Origin of the sequence: Acidovorax sp. JMULE5 (assembly GCF_013376875.1) — a bacterium.
Taxonomy (GTDB): Bacteria; Pseudomonadota; Gammaproteobacteria; order Burkholderiales; family Burkholderiaceae_C; genus Acidovorax; species Acidovorax facilis.
Window position 1 is genome coordinate 2,944,122 of the sequence record NZ_CP035951.1, and the last position, 16,288, is coordinate 2,960,409.

Here is a 16,288-nt window from a genome sequence, read left to right on the forward strand (position 1 = left end):
CGCCATGCTTTTCTCTGCACAGGAACTGCTGCTCTTCACACTCGCCGCCCTCGTGCTGGTGCTCACGCCGGGCCCCAACATGGTGTACTGCGTCTCGCGCAGCCTCACCCAGGGGCCGCGCGCCGGGCTCATCTCGCTGACCGGGGTGGTGCTGGGTTTTGTCGCACACCTGCTGGCAGCGGCGCTGGGCCTCACCGCGCTGCTCGCCGCCGTGCCGCTCGCGTTTGACGCCATCCGCTACGCCGGTGCCGCCTACCTGCTGTGGATGGCCTGGCAAGCCGTCAAGCCCGGGGGCGCCGCGCCTTTTGAAGCGCGCAACCTGCCGCACGACAGCCCGCGCACGCTGTTCCTCATGGGCTTCATGACCAACCTCCTGAACCCCAAGGTGGCCATGTTCTACCTGTCGTTCTTCCCACAGTTTCTGCACCCCGAGCGCGGCCAGCTGCTGCAACAAAGCCTGACGCTGGGCGCGGTGCAGATCAGCACCAGCGCTGCAGTGAACACGCTGCTGGTGCTGGGTGCCGCCCGCGTGGCGCTGTTCCTCAACCGCAATGCTGCGTGGATGCGCGCCCAGCGCTATTTCATGGGCACCGTCCTGGGTCTGCTGGCCCTCAAACTGTTGACTGAAAAGAAAGCCGCCGCATGAACACCCGCCTCGACCCCACCGCCCTGCTGCCCACCCTGGCCGACATCGAAGCCGCTGCCGAGGTGGTGTACCGCGACTTCGCCGCCACGCCCCAGTACCACTGGGGCCTGCTCAGCCAGCGCCTGGGCACCGACTGCTGGCTCAAGCACGAGAACCACACGCCCGTGGGTGCCTTCAAGATCCGCGGCGGGCTGACCTATTTCGACCAGCTCGCGCAGCGAGGCGCCCTGCCCACCGAGGTCATCAGCGCCACGCGCGGCAACCACGGCCAGAGCATGGGCTGGGCCGCGCGCCGCCACGGCGTGGCTTGCACCATCGTCGTGCCACGCGGCAACTCGGTCGAGAAGAACGCCGCTATGCGCGCCCTGGGCGTCACGCTCATCGAACATGGCGACGACTTTCAGGAAGCGCGCGAGCACGCAAAGCAGCTCGCCGCCCAGCGCGGCGCCCACATGGTGCCCAGCTTCCACCCCGACCTGCTGCGCGGCGTGAGCACCTACTGGTGGGAATTTCTGCGCGCCGTGCCGCAGCTCGATGTGGTGTACGTGCCCATCGGCCAGGGCTCGGGCGCGTGCTCGGCCATTGCGGCCAAGCTGGCCCTGCAGCACTCGGTGCGCGTGGTCGGCGTGGTCAGCAGCCACGCCACCACCTATGCCGATTCGCTGGCCGCTGGCAGCGTGGTCGAGGCGCCTGTGACCACCCAGCTCGCCGACGGCATGGCTTGCCGCGTGGCCGACCCCGAGGCGCTGGCCGTGATGGCCCCACACATCGACCACATCGTGCAAGTGAGCGACGCCGAAGTGGCCGCCGCCATGCGCGCCTTGTTCATGGACACGCACAACGTGGCCGAGGGTGCAGGCGCTGCGGCGCTGGCGGCAGCGCTGCAGGAACGCGACCAGCTCCAGGGCTTGCATGTGGGCCTGGCGTTGACAGGCGGCAACGTGGACGCGCCGATGTTCAGCAGCGTTCTGGCGGGCTGATCCCGTTGCACACACAAGCTACCATGCTATTCATTCAGTAGCATTGGTCGCTTGTGTGACAAGCGCCAGGGCCCTGTTCTGGCCACAATCCGCCGCATGGGAACCCTCTACCTCGTGCGCCACGGCCAGGCCTCGTTTGGCGCAGATGACTATGACGTGCTCAGCACGCGCGGGCGCGAACAGGCCGTGCGCCTGGGCGAATACTGGCGAGCGCGGGGGATGGCGTTCGACGCCGTCATCACCGGCACGCTGCGCCGCCACACGCAAACGCTGGAAGGCATTGCCGAAGGCTTGCAGACCATGCCCCAAGTGCTTCAATTGCCGGGCCTCAACGAATACGACAGCCATGCACTCATCGCGGCCATCCACCCCCAGCCGCTGGGCAAAGCCGATACGCCCGAGTTGTACCGCGCGCACTTTCGCATACTGTGCGACGCGCTGGCGCAGTGGATGGCGGGCGTCATCAGCCCGCAGGGCATGCCGACGTGGAACGAATTTTCTGCTGGCGTGCGCGCTGCGCTCGACCATGTGCGCCACCACCACGCGGGCCACAACGTGCTGCTGGTAAGCAGTGGCGGCCCCATTTCCACGGCCGTGGGAGAGGTGCTGGGCACCGCACCCGAGGTGACCATTGCGCTGAACATGCGCATCCGCAACAGCGCGGTGACGGAGTTCTCGATCTCGCCCAAGCGGCTGATGCTGCAGACGTTCAACACGCTGCCGCACCTGAACGAGCTGGAGCATGCGGGATGGGTGACGCATGCTTGACGCCTGCGGTCGGAATTTTGGTTGTTTTTGGCTTATAGCGCCTATTGGACAAGCGCCAAAAGCTATGCAATTTATAGCAAACTGACATTCCTGGCCCCCACTGCGCCCGGCAGCAGCACCGCGACTCCAGGCCGCTCCCACACCGGAATCCGTGTTGGGTAACCTTACCGCCCCTCTACAAATCCAGCGCCAGAAACCGGGTTCCCGGCACCGGGTTGAAGCTCACGGGCTCAGCCGTGACAAAGCCCAAGGATTCATAGAGCCTTTGGGCCGCAACAAATTCGGGAAGCACGTCCAGGCACATGCGCCGGTAGCCGGCCTCCCTCGCGACGCGCAGCATCTCCTCGACCAGCTTCCGCCCCAGATCCATCCCCCGGGCCACATGCCGCACATACACGCGCTTCAACTCGCAGGTGCCGTCCTCCACACGGCGCAGGGCCGCACAGCCCACCACACGGCCCTCGACGACGGCCAGCAGAACACCGCCATCGGGCTCCGCGTACTTGCCGGGCAGCTCCGCGAACTCCTGCTCATAGTCCTGAAAATCGAGATTGGCGGTCGGACTCTGGACGTACTCGCGAAAGATCGCGGTGACTGCAGGGAGATCGTCGGGGAAGGTGGCGCGCCGGATCGTGGTCATGCGGGGACGGACGGGTGGGGTTGCGCAAATGCGCTCATTCGGTCTCGGGGCGCACAGTCTGCAGCGGCAGGTGCACCAGCTCCTGCAGCAGCGCCACCAATTGCCCTGCCGCAGCGTCCACCACCGCCTGCCCTTTGTCGGCCGTGGCTCCAGCCGCATTGCCCACCGCACCGGCTGGGTGGTAGTCCTGCATCTGCCAGCCCAGCTTGGCGCTTTTGCCGTTGCCCAGAATGGCGTAGCGCTCCGACCGGTCCTGCGACGTGGAGCGGAAATCCCGCGCATGCTCCATGTGCACCGTGCCGGGTGCCAGGTGCAGCATCATCGAGGTCTCGATCTCGCCCGCGTGGATGCCAAAGCGGTGCTCCTGGGCGCTGAACTGGCCCGCCACCGCCTCGGGCAGCGGCAGGCTGAACCAGCTGGCGCTGTAGACGATCAGGTCGCAGCGCGTGCGCAGCACGCGCGCCACGATGTCCATCACGCTCACCTGGCCACCGTGCCCGTTGAACAGCAGCAGCTTCTTGACGCCTGCACGGGCCACACATTCCCCGATCTCGGTCCACAGTGCAATCACCGTGGCTGGAGACAGCGTGAGCGTGCCTGGAAAGCGGATGTGCTCCGGGCTCAGGCCCACGTTCTGCGGGGGCAAGAACAGCGCGGGCAGGTCGGCGGGCAGTTGCGGCAATGCAGCGTCGATCACGCCCTGCAGCAGCGTGGCGTCCACCGACAACGGCAGGTGCGGGCCATGCTGCTCGACGGCCGCGACGGGCAACACGGCCACGACCTGATCGGCCTGGCCGCTGTGCTGCAGCGCGGCAAAGTCGCGGGTGGACAGGTCGGCCCAAAAGTGCGAGGGCAAGGAGAGTGGTGCAGATTGGGGCGCGGCGGCAGCGGTCATGCCGCGATGTTAGGGCCTGTTCCGGGGCGCGTCACTTCAGCGCCATCTTGCCCAGCCACACCAGCAGGTGTGCCGCGCCCATCACCAGCAGAGCGGTGGATGCCAGCCCACTGGCCCAGCTGCCCAGGCCACGGCGGCGCTGCCAGGCCCGTAACACCAGAGCCACCACCCAGCCCACCGCTGCCAGCCCGGCCCACAGCATCCACAACAGCCCCACGCCCAGGCAGCCAAAGCTCTCGCAGTACAGCGTGAAGGTGTAGTAGGACAGGCCCCCCAATGCCACGCACAGTCCCAGCAATAGCACGTCCAGCGTGCGCGAGACCCACACCGCCCTGCGCGAAAGCGGGGCCAAAGAAGACGACTGTGGCGACGAGGGCAAGGGCGTGTTCATGAAAAACCGAAGGTGGAGCGGCGCGGGATGATGGGTAGCAGATACCCCTGCAGCCCAGCATAGCGCCCGCCCCACCGCCGCGCGCCGCCGCCCATCCCGCTACCATCACCGCATGACCCAAGACCTCTTCCGCCAAGACGCCTACCTGCGCGAATGCAGCGCCCACATCACCGCCGTCACCGATGCCGGCATCGTGCTGGACCAGACCGTGTTCTACCCCCTGGGCGGCGGCCAGGCCGGTGACAGCGGCGTGCTGGTGCTGGCAGACGGCACCGAGATCGCCATCGCCGACACCCGCAAGGGCAAGGACGCCGAAGGCAACCCCACCAGCGACATCGTGCACATCCCCGCCCCCGGGCAGGAAGACCGCGTGGCGCAGCTGGCCCAACAGGTACCAGGCACCGCCGTCACGGCCCGCATCGACTGGGAGCGCCGCCACCGCATGATGCGGCTGCACACCACCAGCCACCTGCTGTGCCATGTGGTGCCGCAGCTGGTCAACGGCTGCTCCATCACGCCCGACTACGCGCGGCTGGACTTTGCGATGACCGACCCGCTGGACAAGGAAGCCCTCACCGCCGCCATTGCCACCCTGGTGGCCGCTGCGCACCCGCTCACCGTGGCTTCGATCAGCGATGAAGAACTGGACGCGAACCCCGCCCTGGTCAAAAGCATGAGCGTGCAGCCCCCGCGCGGCACCGGGCGCATCCGCACCATCCGCATCGGTGGGGAAGACAACGCGCCGCTGATCGACCTGCAGCCCTGTGGCGGCACGCATGTGGCCAACACGTCGGAGATCGGCGCCATCGTGGTGACCAAAATCGAGAAAAAGAGCGCAACGACTCGACGGGTGGTACTGGGCTTTGCTCAGTGAGCGCAGCGACGAGCACGCCCCTCAAATGTCAACAATCTTGAGCCGCCGCAGCCCCCGGTTGCAATGGCTTACCCCGCCAGACCCACAACGGGGACAATAGCGGCCCGCGCGCGCGGCCTTTTTTGGACTTCTTGCACCCGGCGTCCTGGGGCTGCGGCGCTCACTTTTGCCTGCCGCCATGCCGATCTCCCTGCGCTCCGTCTCGTTTGCCTCCCTGCGCCAGCACCGCTGGTTCCGCCCTGCCGTCCGCGCGCTGGCGGCGTTGATCGTGTTGTGGCTGGTCACCTGGCTGGCCATTCCGCCGCTGGTCAAGGGGCCGCTGGAGCGCATTGCGTCCGAACAATTGGGCCGCACCGTCACCGTGGGGGGCATCGACTTTGAGCCCTGGAGCCTGGAATTCGCGCTGCGTGACGTGGCCGTGGCGGGAGCCAACGGCGCGCCCCCACAGCTGACCATTGGCCGCGTCTATGCCGATGGCGAGCTGCAATCGCTGCTGCGCCTGGCGCCCGTGGTGGACGCCTTCACCATCGAAAACCCGGTGCTGCGCATCACCCACCTGGGCGACGGCCGCTACGACGTGGACGACATCATCGCCAAGGTCACCGCGCCCACCAGTGAACCCGAGCCCGACAAAGGCCCCGCACGGGTGGCGCTGTACAACCTGGCACTGACGGGTGGCAGCATCGACTTCTCGGACACCGCCGTGGATAAAACCCACGAGGTGCGCGACCTGGCCCTCAAGGTGCCTTTCATCAGCACCCTGCCGTCGCAACGCGAGGTGAAGGTCGAGCCCCACCTGGCGTTCACGCTCAATGGCAGCCGGTTTGACTCGTCCGCCCAGGGCACGCCGTTTGCGCAGACCGGCCAGGCTGACGCGCAGATTCGGCTGGACGGGCTGGACCTCGCGCCCTACCTGGGCTATTTGCCAGCCAACCTGCCCGTCAAGGTGCAGGGCGCCACGCTGGATGCGGATGTGAAGGTGGCCTTTGAACAGCACCCGCGCATGGCCGTGAAGCTGACCGGCACCGTGCAAGCCAGCGGCGTACGCATCGCAGACCGCCAGGGCGCCGACCTGCTGAGCTATGAGCGCCTGAAAATCGACATGGCCGATGTGCGCCCGCTGGACCAGGTGGTGCGACTGCAGCATGTGGAGCTGACCGCGCCCGTGGTCACCGCCACGCGCGATGCTGCAGGCCAGATCAACCTGGCGCAACTGGCACCGCCAGCACCGCCGCCATCGGCAGTCAAGGGCAAGACCCCCGCACCTGCGGCACCTGCATCTGCTGAACCGGCGTCTTCGCCACTGGCCAGCGCCAGCGCAGCATCCGCCCCCGCGTCCACCGCCTCCACAGGCAAAGCCAAGGCCAAGGCGGCCGCCCCCGCCTGGGTCGTGGAAGTCGCCACCGCCGCATTGCGCGGCGGCACCCTGCGCTGGGCCGACCAGACCACGCGCCCCGCAGCGGCCCTGCAGGCCACCGAGGTCACGCTGGATGCGGCCGACGTCGCCGTCCCCTTCGCGAAGCCCTTCAGCTTCAAAGGCGGGCTCAACCTGCAGGGCAGCACACTCAGCTTCACCGGCGAAGCCACGGACCAGAAGGCCCAGGTCAACGCCACCCTGAACGCCCTGGCCCTGCAACTGGCCGCGCCCTACCTGGCCCAGACGCTGGAGCCCACGGTGACCGGCCAGCTCAGCGGCGATGTGGGTGTGCTGTGGCAAGCGCCCACGCCACAGGCCGCGCAGGCAGGCGCCACCGGCGTCACCCTCAAGGCAGGCCCCTTGGCGCTGGAGCAACTGGCCGTCAAGCAAGGCAAGACCACCTTGGCCAGCCTGGGCAAGCTCGACATTGCCGGGGCCGAAGTGCCCCTGGACGCACGCGCCGCCACACTGGAGCGCCTAGCCATCAGCCAGCCGCAACTGGCGGTGGAACGGGGCGCGGACGGGCGCTGGATGTTCGAGCGCTGGCTCAAGGCAGCGCCCTCCGTGCAAGGCAGCGCAACGACCGACCCAGCCCCCGCCAGCAACGCCGCGCCCTGGAAGCTGCGCGTGGCCGATTTCTCGGTGCAAGGCGGCACCGTCTCGCTGGCCGACAACGCCCAGCCGCGCCCCGTGGCGCTGGAGGTGACGGCCCTGGGCATCACCGCCCGCAACCTGGCCAGCGACGGCAGCAAGCCCGAAGCTTTCACGCTCACCGCCCGCGCCGCCGCACCGGGCAAGGGCAGCAAGGCCGCGCCGGGCAAGCTCGACTACCAGGGCACGCTGGCCCTGCAGCCGCTGACCACCCAGGGCAAGCTCGACGCCACCCGCCTGCCGCTGCACGCACTCGACGGCTACCTGGCCAGCCAGCTGTCGGTAGAACTGCTGCGCGCCGATGTGGGCTACCGGGGCCAAGTGGCCCTGGCGCAGACCGACAAAGGAGTCAGCGTGCGTCTGAGCGGTGATGCCGTGGTGGAAGACCTGCAGGCCAACAGCACCGCCGCCTTCACCCCCAAGACCGAGGCCCAGGTGGGTGAGGAACTGCTGGCCTGGAAGAGCCTGAACCTGCGCGGCCTGGCCGTGGCCACCGCCCCCGGCACCGCGCCGCGCGTGGAGGTCAAGGAGACCAGCCTGGTGGACTTTTTTGCCCGGGTCACCATCAACGAGGCCGGCCGCATCAACCTGAGCGACATTGCCAAGACTCCGGCCGAGGCACGGGCGGCCAATGCGGCCAGCGTTGCGGCCAGCACGGCCGCCCCCACGGCATCAGCCCCGGCCTCAGCCGTATCGGAAACGCCCACCGCCCCTGCCACTGCTGCGGTGGCCCAGGCCGACCCGCTGGCCCCTGTCGTGGTCTTTGGCCCCGTGAGCCTGGTCAACGGCAAGGTGCTGTTCTCGGACTTCTTCATCAAGCCCAACTACTCGGCCGACCTGTCGGAGCTGACCGGCAAGCTCAGCGCGTTCTCGTCCGAAGCCTCGGGTGCCGAGCCCGTCCTGGCCGACCTGGAGCTGCGCGGCCGCGCCGAGGGCTCGGCATCGCTCGAAGTCACCGGCAAACTCAACCCGCTGGCCAAACCGCTGGCCCTCGACATCGTGGGTAAGGTGCGCGACCTGGAGCTGCCCCCGCTCACGCCCTATTCCGTCAAATACGCGGGACATGGCATCGAGCGCGGCAAGCTCAGCGTGGACGTGAACTACAAGGTGCTGCCCAATGGCCAGCTGACGGCCAGCAACCGGCTGGTGCTGCACCAGCTGACCTTTGGCGAGCCGGTGGAAGGCGCACCCAACAGCCTGCCCGTGAAGCTGGCCGTGGCCCTGCTGGCCGACCGCCAGGGCGTGATCGACCTGGACCTGCCCATCAGCGGCTCGCTCAACGACCCGCAGTTCCGCATCGGCCCCGTGATCTTCAAGATCATCGTCAACCTCATCGGCAAGGCGCTGACCTCGCCCTTCAGCCTGCTGGCCAGCGCATTGGGCGGGGGCGAGGAGATGAGCCATGTGCCCTTTGCCCCCGGCAGCGCCACGCTCACGCCCGAGGCGCAGCAGAACCTGGATAAGGTGGCCAAGGCCCTGGCCGACCGCCCCGCGCTCAAGATCACTGTGACCGGCACGGCCAGCCTGCCGGAAGAGCGCGAAGGCCTGCAGCGCGAAAGCCTGCAGCAACGGGTGCTGGCCGAAAAACGCCGCGCCAACCCGGCAGACACCAGCCCCGTGTCGGCCGCCGAATACCCCGCCCTGCTCAAGGAGGTGTACCGCCGCGCCGACATGCCCAAGCCGCGCAACCTCGTCGGCCTGGCCAAGGAACTCACCGTGCCCGAAATGGAAGCCCTGCTGCTGGCCAACCAGCCCGCCACCGAGGCCATGGCCGCCGAGCTGGCCACGCAGCGCGGCCAGGCGATTCGCGCGTACCTGGTGGCACAAAAGCTGCCCGTGGAGCGACTGTTTGTGGCGGCGCCCAAAGCGGGCAAACAAGCCGAAAAGTGGACACCCCGTGCGGATTTGAGCCTGGCGACACAGTGAGCAACACCCCCTGAGTCGCCTACGGCGCCTTCCCCCTCTCTCGCTACGCGGGAGGGGGACGCCCCCAGCGCAGCGGGGCGGCCCTTGCGCGGGGGCCCTGGTACTGGCCGCGTCCGTTTCCACGGACATGGACGGCTCCAAGCACAATGATGGATCGAGAATCGAAACGGCGGCAGCGCCGGAACCAATCCCGCCCCGCCCGCTCCCACACTGCACCATGTCCTACCGCCTGCTCCACCGCCTTGCAGTTACTCTGCTTTTGATAGCTACTAGCGCTTACTGGACAAGCGCTAGCGCCCAATTTGGCTCAAAAACCAGCGGACAGGGCACCAGCGTGGTCACCACGCCCTATGTGCGTGCCGAGCTGCTGGCCCATGCGCCCCAGGGCGTGGCGCCCGGCCAGCCGCTGTGGCTGGGCCTCTCGATCACCCACCAGCCCGAGTGGCACACCTACTGGAAGAACCCTGGCGACTCCGGCCTTCCCACCGACCTGGTCTGGACGCTGCCCGCCGGTCTGGACGCGGGCGAGATCGCCTGGCCCCTGCCCAAGAAGATCCCCATCGGCACGCTGGCCAACTATGGCTACGAAGGCACGGTGCTGCTGCCCGTGCCCGTCACCGTGGCCAGCAGTTTTGCCCCCAGCCCGTTGGCCAAGGACGCGACGATCAAGCTGCGCGCCTCCTGGCTGGTGTGCCGCAAGGAGTGCATTCCCGAAGAAGGCGAATTCACGCTGCAGTTGCCCATCCAGAGCACCACGGCGCTCAACGGCGCCGCCTTTGAGGCGGCCGCCAAGGCCCAGCCCCAACCCGTGCTGGCAGGCACCAACGGCATCGTGCCGGACAGCCAGGCGCAGATTGCCGACGGCAACCTGCTGAACGTCAGCGTGCAGGGCCTGCCCGTGGCGCTGCGTGGCAAGACACTGGACCTGTTCCCCGAAACCGCCGAAGTCATCGACAACGCCGCGCAGTGGAAGCAGGCCTGGAACGGCAGCGTGTGGACCGCGCAGATTCCCCTGTCTGCCCAGCGCAGCGCCAGCCCCAGCCTGATGCCCGTGGTGCTGGCCGAGCAGTCGCCCGCACATGCCACTGGCCCCGACACGCGCACCGGCTACCGCGCAGAGCTGAAGGTGCTGGGCACCTGGCCGCAGGGCGCGTCGGTTGCCAGCGTGTCGCCCGCGCTGGAGGCCGCGCTCAAGGCGAATGCAGCGCAGGCAAGCGGCGCTGCCGCGCCAGCCATGGGCTCCGGCGCATCGTCCCTCACACTCACGGCCGCGCTGCTGGGCGCCTTGCTCGGGGGCCTCATCCTCAACCTCATGCCCTGCGTGTTCCCGGTGCTGGCGATCAAGGTGGTGGGCTTTACCCAGCATGCGCAAGACCGGCGCGCGCACCGCGTGAGCGGCATCGCCTACACAGCGGGTGTGGTGCTGTCGTTCATCGCCCTGGGCGCGCTCATGCTGGGCCTGCGCGCGGCGGGCGAGGCGGTGGGCTGGGGCTTTCAGCTGCAGTCGCCCGCCGTGGTGGCATCGCTGGCGGCGCTGTTCACGCTGATCGCACTCAACCTGGCCGGCGTGTTCGAGTTCGGGCATTTCCTGCCGTCCTCGGTGGCCAGCCTGCAGGCACGCCACCCGGTGGCCGACAGCTTCCTCACCGGCGTGCTGGCCGTGGCCGTGGCATCGCCCTGCACTGCGCCGTTCATGGGCGCATCCCTGGGCCTGACCGCCACGCTGCCCGCGCCCCAGGCGCTGGCCGTGTTTGCGGCGCTGGGGCTGGGGCTGGCGCTGCCGTACCTGGCAGCCAGCTTTGTGCCCGCCGTGGCGCGCGCCCTGCCGCGCCCTGGCGCGTGGATGGACACTTTCCGCAAGCTCATGGCCTTCCCCATGCTGGCCACCGTGGTCTGGCTGGTGTGGGTACTGGGCCAGCAAAGCGGCATCGACGGCGCGGGTGCGCTGCTGATCCTGCTGGTGGGCCTGTCGCTGGTGGTGTGGGCCCTGTCGCTGGCCGGGCGTGCGCGCGTGTGGATGGCCACGGTGTCCATCGCGGCCATGTCCTTGCTGGTCTGGGCCTTTGCGCCGCACATCACCCACATTCCCACCGCGCAGGCCGCCACACCATCCGCGCGGGCCTCGGCCACCGGCTGGCAACCCTGGGCGCCCGGCGCGGCCGAGCAGATCGTGGCCACGGGCCGCCCCGTGTTTGTGGACTTCACCGCCGCCTGGTGCGTGACCTGCCAGTACAACAAGAAGACCACGCTGGCCAACGCCGATGTGCTGGCCGACCTGCAGACCAAGAACGTGGTCCTGCTGCGCGCCGACTGGACGCGCCGCGACCCTGCCATTACTGCGGCGCTGACTCAGCTTGGACGCAGCGGCGTGCCGGTGTACGTGTTCTACCGCCCCGGCAAGCCGCCGGTGGTACTGACCGAGGTGCTCAGCGTGGACGAGGTGCGTGCCACCATCGCCCAGCTGTAGCCCTCCCTGCTTTCGACCACCCGCCAACCCCTTCAGGAGACCCTGCCATGAAGCTGCTTCGCCGTACGTTGATCGCCACCGCTGCCCTGGTCGCACTGGGCGCCCAGGCCGCCGCCACCGTGGGCCAGCCCGCGCCCGACTTCACGCTCAAGGACACGTCGGGCAAAACCGTGCGCCTGTCGGACTTCAAAGGCAAACACGTGGTGCTGGAATGGACCAACCCCGGCTGCCCCTTTGTGCGCAAACACTACGACAGCGGCAACATGCCCGCCACGCAGAAGGACGCCACCGGCAAAGGTGTGGTGTGGCTGTCTATCAACTCCACCGAAAAAGCCAGCAGCGACTATCTGGAGCCCGCCAAGCTGATGGCCTGGAAGCAGGAGCGCAAATCCGCCCCCACCGCCGTGCTGATGGACGAGGAAGGCACCGTGGGCAAGAGCTACGGCGCCCGCACAACGCCACACCTGTACATCGTCAATCCGCAGGGCCTGCTGGTATATGCAGGCGGCATCGACAGCATTCCGTCGGCCCGCCCGGCCGACATCGAGAAGGCCACCAACTATGTGAAGGTGGGGCTGGCCGAGGCGCTGGCGGGCAAGCCGATTTCGACGGCAACGACGGCGCCGTATGGGTGCAGCATCAAGTACAAGTCCTGAGCCAGGAATTGCGCTGCCGCCCACACTACATGCAGTGTGCGGCGACCCTGTTGTGCATTGGCAGGCACCACTAAGATGCAGGCATGCACTGCGAACAATGCCGCCGCCCGCTCCAGCACTCCCAAGAGATCTGCCAAGCCTGCAACCAGGAACTGTCGTACCCCGCCAGCAGCAACTCCAACAAGGCCCTGGGCGTTGGTCGGCACCATTGCCCCGCATGCAACGGATTCTTCGATCATTGGACCACCACCCTATTGCCCCGCAACGCCCGCTGGTACACGCCCCAGGGGCAGGCGATCACCTGTCCCCTGTGCGAAGAGGTCTTGCAGTGGAAGCGGGATGCAGAACCCGAACAACTCCCTGCTGGTTTTCAGGGCATCGCCTTCGGCCTGATGTGGGGCATCGCCTACACCATCCCTCCCCACGTCCGACTGTGGGCTACGGAACAATTGGGCAAATGGTCCCTGCTCCTGATCCCACTGCTGCTGATCGTTATGTTTTTCGTCGCCGTGCGGCCATCAGTTCAAGGGGTGGGGGTCGGCCCCGGTCGCTTCATACTGGCACAGGTCCAACCAAACAGAAAAGCCAAAATTTGGGCCGGCCTGCTCAGCGGCACAGCTGTCTTTGTCGGCCACTGGGCTGTCCCGCAAGACACTTGGCTGTCCCTGTGGTGTGCGTGGTTCGGGCTGGGCGCTTCGGGCTGCGTAGCTGCAGTTCTGTGGCGGCACTTTGCAGAGCGGCGTAAACACTTGCAGCCCCAAGTCATTCAACCCAGCTCCCTGTCCGCCTCTTGTAGCCCTTCGCCCCGATACTCGTCGCATCAGCAACCGACATCGCGCTCTGGACCAGTGTGACAGCAACGCAGCAGTTTAGGCCTAGCCAGGCCTCAGCGGTATCCCCAAGCACGTCTCCATTGGCCGCGCAAGCCCGCCCTTGATCGCAATGACGGGGTTCTGGGCGTGGATGAAGCGCGCCCCATATTTGCCCGGTTGTAGAAACGGGTCACGTTCCTTCAATAGGCGCCACCAGTGGCAACAGGATCAGTGATACCTAGCAGGGGCTTCGCACCCACCCGTCCCCGGAGAACGGCATGGCCTTACGGCAGCACAAATCTGCAAGCTAAAAAGAACTTCAGCGCGCCACGCAGTTCACCCGCAGAGCGCGCGGCGTGTGCATGTACATGGTGTTGCCCTTGCCACGGATGTACGTTCCGCCATCACCGTATCCAAAACCCGACGCCACGCGCTCAGGCTGCAGCGGCACGGTGCGGCCGTTCATCTCCAGCAGCGCGGGGCCGTCGGGCTGAGCGGGCCAGTGCACCACCAGCATGGGGCCACGGTCACAGGCGTAGGTCGTGACGCGCTGGACCTTGGGCACATCAGGGGCGCGGGGCGGTGTGCAGGCGCTCAGGGCAAGGGTGGACAAGACAACAGCCGTGGCGACAAGGCCAGTGGTGCGGCGGGCGCGTGGTGGGTTCTGCACGGGATCTCCTCGGATTCTGGGTCGGTGCCACCGTGTTGATGGCAGTGTGGGTGGACAACGCGGGGGTCTGGCGCCGCAGCGGTTCGCCCCCATACACTGCCATGTATGAAACGCACGCCCGACACCATCAGCACCCTGCGCGATATTCTGACGCACTGCCGCACCCTTGCGGTGGTGGGACTGTCGCCCCAATGGCACAGACCCAGCTATTTCGCGGCCAAGTACATGCAGGCACATGGCTACCGCATCGTGCCGGTGAATCCGCTCGTCGCGCGCGAGGGCGGGCAGATCCTGGGCGAAACCGCCTACGCCAGCGTGACCGAAGCCGCTGCCGCGCTGGCGGCGCAGGGGCAGAAGATCGACATGGTGGACTGCTTTCGCAAAAGTGAGGACATCCCGCCGCTGGCCGATGAAGCCATCGCCATCGGCGCAAAGTGCCTGTGGCTGCAACTGGGGGTGTTCAACGAGGCGGCCAGGCAACGCGCCGAGGCCGCCGGGCTGCAGGTGATCGAAAACCGCTGCGTGAAGATCGAGCACGCGCGGCTGTTTGGCGGCCTGGGCTGGATGGGCGTGAACACACGGGTCATCAGCGCCAAGCGCCTGCGGCAGCTGCCTTACTAGCAAATTCATAGCTACCAGCGCTTTCCCATCAAGCGCTAGCAGCCAATTTCATTCAAACCCATGTCCTCAGAACACCCCTCCGGCGCCGACCGCGCATTTGGCTTTGGCACCCGCGCCATCCACGCCGGCGCCCAGCCCGACCCAGTGACGGGCGCGCGCGCAACGCCCATCCACCAGACGACCAGCTTTGTGTTCGACAACGCCGAGCACGCCAGCAGCCTGTTCAACCTGCAGACCTTTGGCAACGTCTACAGCCGCATCAGCAACCCCACGGTGGCCGTGTTCGAGGAGCGCATCGCCAGCCTCGAAAACGGCCGTGCGGCCCTGGCCTGCGCCAGCGGCATGGCCGCGCAGATGGCGGCGCTGCTAGCCATCCTCAAAACCGGTGACCACATCGTGGCGGCCAGCACGCTCTACGGCGGCACCGTGGGGCAGCTGGGCGTGGGCTTCTCTCGCCTGGGTATCGAGACCACGTTCGTGGACCCGGCCGACCCCGAGAACTTTGCGCGCGCCATGCGCCCCAACACCCGCGCCGTGTACGGCGAGACCATCGGCAACCCGTTGGTCAACGTGCTCGACATCGCGGCCGTGGCCGAGGTGGCGCACGCGCACGGCGTGCCGCTCATCATCGACAACACGGTGGCCAGCCCCTACCTGTGCAACCCCTTGCAGCTCGGCGCCGACATCGTGGTGCACAGCGCCACCAAGTACATCGGCGGCCACGGCACGACCATGGGCGGCGTGGTGGTCGAGGGCGGCAAGTTTCCGTGGGACAACAGCAAGTTCCCCGAGATGGTGGAGCCGAGCCGCGCGTACCACGGCGTGAAGTTCTACGAGACCTTTGGCGACTTTGGCTACACGATGAAGGCGCGCATGGAGGTCAACCGCACCTTTGGCGGCGTGCTTTCGCCCATGAACGCGTGGCAACTGTTGCAGGGCGCCGAAACCCTGCACCTGCGCATGCGCGAGCACTGCCGCAATGCGCTCGCCGTGGCGAAGTTTTTGCAAGGCCACCCGCAGGTGGCGTGGGTCAACTACCCGGGTCTGGCGGATTCGCCGTACTACGATCTGGCGCAAAAGCAGTTTCGTGCTGTGGACGGGGCGCCGGGCGCCTCGGGCATCCTCACGTTTGGCGTGAAGGGAGGCGCTGCGGCGGGCGAGAAGTTCATCGACGCCTGCGAGTTCCTGAGCCACCTGGCCAACATCGGCGACGCCAAGACGCTGGTGATCCACCCCGCATCGACCACGCACCGCCAACTGAGCGAAGAAGAGCTGGCACGCGCTGGCGTGAGCGCGGACATGGTTCGGCTGTCGGTGGGGATTGAAGACCTGGACGACATCCTGTGGGACGTTGACCAGGCACTGGCGCGCTCTCAAGGAGCCTAGATCCAGCGCCGCACATCCCGGCAGTAGTCCGCGTACTGGCGTCCAAAACGGGCCGCCAGCTTGCGCTCTTCGAGCGGGATGTACCAGCACTGCGCGAGCACAAAAAACTGCAACACCAGCAACCACGGCGACAAAGTGCCCAGCGCCAGCGCCACACCCGCCAGGGCCAGCAGCATGCCCAGGTACATGGGGTTGCGGGTGTGTGCAAACAGGCCCGCTGTGGTGAGCGTGCCGGGCTCGCCAAAGGTGTTGATGTTGGTGCCGATGCGCCTGAACAGGCGAGCATGCCACTGGGCCACGGCCAGGCCCGCCAGCACCAGCACACCCCCCGCCCACCAGGCCAGCACACGCCCATCGGCGGGCAGCACGGCCACGGGCCAGATGCGCTGCAAAATCACCATCGCACCGACCGACGCAAACCAGACCACAGGGGGCAGCAGCAAACGTCGCATTCCGACCTCTCCTTGCACAATCAAGACATGGCCCGC

14 protein-coding genes are annotated in these 16,288 nt (G+C 67.3%); 9 read left to right on the top strand and 5 right to left on the bottom strand.

The genetic code is table 11. From position 1 onward, the window contains the following. The first annotated feature begins 4 nt into the window (after positions 1 to 4). The 3 genes from EXV95_RS13265 (at position 5) to EXV95_RS13275 (ending at position 2,394) form a co-directional block, all read left to right on the top strand. Positions 5 to 646, top strand: coding sequence for a LysE family translocator (locus EXV95_RS13265; RefSeq protein WP_176887197.1), 642 nt, complete (start codon positions 5 to 7; stop codon positions 644 to 646). Continuing rightward, complete coding sequence (locus EXV95_RS13270; RefSeq protein ID WP_176887200.1) at positions 643 to 1,626, top strand: threonine dehydratase; 984 nt, start codon at positions 643 to 645, stop codon at positions 1,624 to 1,626. The genes EXV95_RS13265 and EXV95_RS13270 overlap by 4 nt, the downstream gene beginning before the upstream one ends. A 96-nt stretch (positions 1,627 to 1,722) precedes the next feature. Further along, positions 1,723 to 2,394 (top strand): histidine phosphatase family protein, encoded by a 672-nt coding sequence (locus EXV95_RS13275; protein ID WP_176887202.1) that lies wholly within the window; start codon positions 1,723 to 1,725, stop codon positions 2,392 to 2,394. A gap of 175 nt (positions 2,395 to 2,569) precedes the next feature. Here EXV95_RS13275 and EXV95_RS13280 read toward each other — a convergent pair whose 3' ends face one another. From EXV95_RS13280 to EXV95_RS13290, 3 genes are read right to left on the bottom strand one after another with little or no spacing between them, the layout of a single operon-like run. Further along, the gene (locus tag EXV95_RS13280) at positions 2,570 to 3,034 is read right to left on the bottom strand and encodes a GNAT family N-acetyltransferase (RefSeq protein ID WP_176887203.1); all 465 of its coding nucleotides are present in this window, start codon (positions 3,032 to 3,034) and stop codon (positions 2,570 to 2,572) included. Positions 3,035 to 3,068: 34 nt separating this feature from the next. Beyond that, positions 3,069 to 3,929, bottom strand: a complete 861-nt coding sequence (locus EXV95_RS13285; RefSeq protein ID WP_176887205.1) for a creatininase family protein — start codon at positions 3,927 to 3,929, stop codon at positions 3,069 to 3,071. A gap of 31 nt (positions 3,930 to 3,960) precedes the next feature. Continuing rightward, positions 3,961 to 4,320 carry a hypothetical protein gene (locus EXV95_RS13290; protein ID WP_176887206.1) on the bottom strand — a complete coding sequence of 120 codons (360 nt, stop codon included), beginning with the start codon at positions 4,318 to 4,320 and terminating at the stop codon, positions 3,961 to 3,963. Between the two features lie 112 nt (positions 4,321 to 4,432). On the opposite strand from EXV95_RS13290, the gene EXV95_RS13295 reads away from it, so the two are divergent. The 4 genes from EXV95_RS13295 (at position 4,433) to EXV95_RS13310 (ending at position 12,311) form a co-directional block, all read left to right on the top strand. After that, positions 4,433 to 5,194: an alanyl-tRNA editing protein gene (locus EXV95_RS13295; RefSeq protein ID WP_176887207.1), complete on the top strand. Its 762-nt coding sequence runs from the start codon at positions 4,433 to 4,435 to the stop codon at positions 5,192 to 5,194. Positions 5,195 to 5,372: 178 nt separating this feature from the next. Next, positions 5,373 to 9,188, top strand: coding sequence for a DUF748 domain-containing protein (locus tag EXV95_RS13300; protein WP_176887208.1), 3,816 nt, complete (start codon positions 5,373 to 5,375; stop codon positions 9,186 to 9,188). A 217-nt stretch (positions 9,189 to 9,405) separates the two neighbouring features. Beyond that, positions 9,406 to 11,655 (top strand): protein-disulfide reductase DsbD, encoded by a 2,250-nt coding sequence (locus EXV95_RS13305; RefSeq protein WP_176887209.1) that lies wholly within the window; start codon positions 9,406 to 9,408, stop codon positions 11,653 to 11,655. 47 nt (positions 11,656 to 11,702) lie between these two features. Next, positions 11,703 to 12,311 (top strand): thioredoxin family protein, encoded by a 609-nt coding sequence (locus EXV95_RS13310; RefSeq protein ID WP_176887210.1) that lies wholly within the window; start codon positions 11,703 to 11,705, stop codon positions 12,309 to 12,311. A gap of 1,131 nt (positions 12,312 to 13,442) precedes the next feature. Here the strand turns inward: EXV95_RS13310 and EXV95_RS13315 are convergent. Beyond that, positions 13,443 to 13,793: an MliC family protein gene (locus EXV95_RS13315; protein WP_055398338.1), complete on the bottom strand. Its 351-nt coding sequence runs from the start codon at positions 13,791 to 13,793 to the stop codon at positions 13,443 to 13,445. A 105-nt stretch (positions 13,794 to 13,898) separates the two neighbouring features. On the opposite strand from EXV95_RS13315, the gene EXV95_RS13320 reads away from it, so the two are divergent. Together EXV95_RS13320 and EXV95_RS13325 are read left to right on the top strand one after the other, a co-directional pair. Then, positions 13,899 to 14,414: a CoA-binding protein gene (locus tag EXV95_RS13320; RefSeq protein WP_176887211.1), complete on the top strand. Its 516-nt coding sequence runs from the start codon at positions 13,899 to 13,901 to the stop codon at positions 14,412 to 14,414. 60 nt (positions 14,415 to 14,474) lie between these two features. Beyond that, on the top strand, positions 14,475 to 15,800 hold the full coding sequence (locus EXV95_RS13325; protein WP_176887212.1) for an O-acetylhomoserine aminocarboxypropyltransferase/cysteine synthase family protein: 1,326 nt from the start codon (positions 14,475 to 14,477) through the stop codon (positions 15,798 to 15,800). Here EXV95_RS13325 and EXV95_RS13330 read toward each other — a convergent pair. Then, a complete protein-coding gene (locus EXV95_RS13330; protein WP_176887213.1) occupies positions 15,797 to 16,252 on the bottom strand; it encodes an isoprenylcysteine carboxylmethyltransferase family protein in 456 nt (151 codons plus the stop codon). The genes EXV95_RS13325 and EXV95_RS13330 overlap by 4 nt on opposite strands. Between the last annotated feature and the right edge of the window lie 36 nt (positions 16,253 to 16,288).